The organism is Gilvimarinus sp. 1_MG-2023, assembly GCF_030548285.1.
Window position 1 is genome coordinate 1 of the sequence record NZ_JAUOSC010001119.1, and the last position, 265, is coordinate 265.

Sequence of the window (265 nt, forward strand, 5' to 3'; positions counted from 1 at the left end):
TTACGGCCTCGGCGCGGTAGTAAACACTCATCGATTTATCGATATCCATTTTTACTGTACTGGGTACATCCGCTTCTAGCCTTAGCTCTTCATTGCCCAGCCCTTCATTGTAACGAACTTCACCGCCCAGCCAAGCATTGTGTTTGTAGCCGCCAAATATCTCTGCAGTCCACAGGTTGGCTTTGTGAAACGAAGGACTGTCGTCGACATTCTCCGATGAGGCGCCAACCCCTGCAAAAAAACCTCGATTGCTATCGGCTAAAGC

Annotated in this window: 1 pseudogene; it reads right to left on the reverse strand. The window is 49.4% G+C overall.

What is annotated here, in order from left to right:
• A pseudogene (locus Q4563_RS20330) lies at nucleotides 1–265 on the reverse strand (hypothetical protein); the annotation flags it as partial.